The organism is Blautia sp. DFI.1.216 (genome assembly GCF_020594215.1).
In the GTDB taxonomy this organism is placed as follows: Bacteria; Bacillota; Clostridia; order Lachnospirales; family Lachnospiraceae; genus Blautia_A; species Blautia_A wexlerae.
In genome coordinates this window covers 1-241 of the sequence record NZ_JAJDML010000241.1, presented here as the reverse complement: position 1 = coordinate 241, position 241 = coordinate 1, and the positions used below count along the sequence as shown (strand labels likewise).

Here is a 241-nt window from a genome sequence, read left to right as displayed (position 1 = left end):
GCTCTTTAGAGCTATACAGCTACTTTTATTATTTCCGGTGTTTTCAGTCCGGTTATGGACAATTCTCTTTTTATTCCGGATACGGAGTGATATTTTCTCAGGATATTATATGCGCCTACTGCATCTGCATTATAGACTCTGTTTCCATCCCTATATGATCCTCTCTCTTTCCGGTTGGACGGTTCCGCATATCTTTTCCCTACTTCCGGTGACAGCGGACTGCACTGGCTGGTATAACTTT

1 pseudogene is annotated in these 241 nt (G+C 42.7%); it reads right to left on the bottom strand.

The annotated features are described in order from the left end of the window. Positions 1–11: 11 nt before the first annotated feature. Positions 12–241, bottom strand: a pseudogene (locus LJE11_RS19585) (RNA-guided endonuclease InsQ/TnpB family protein); the annotation flags it as partial.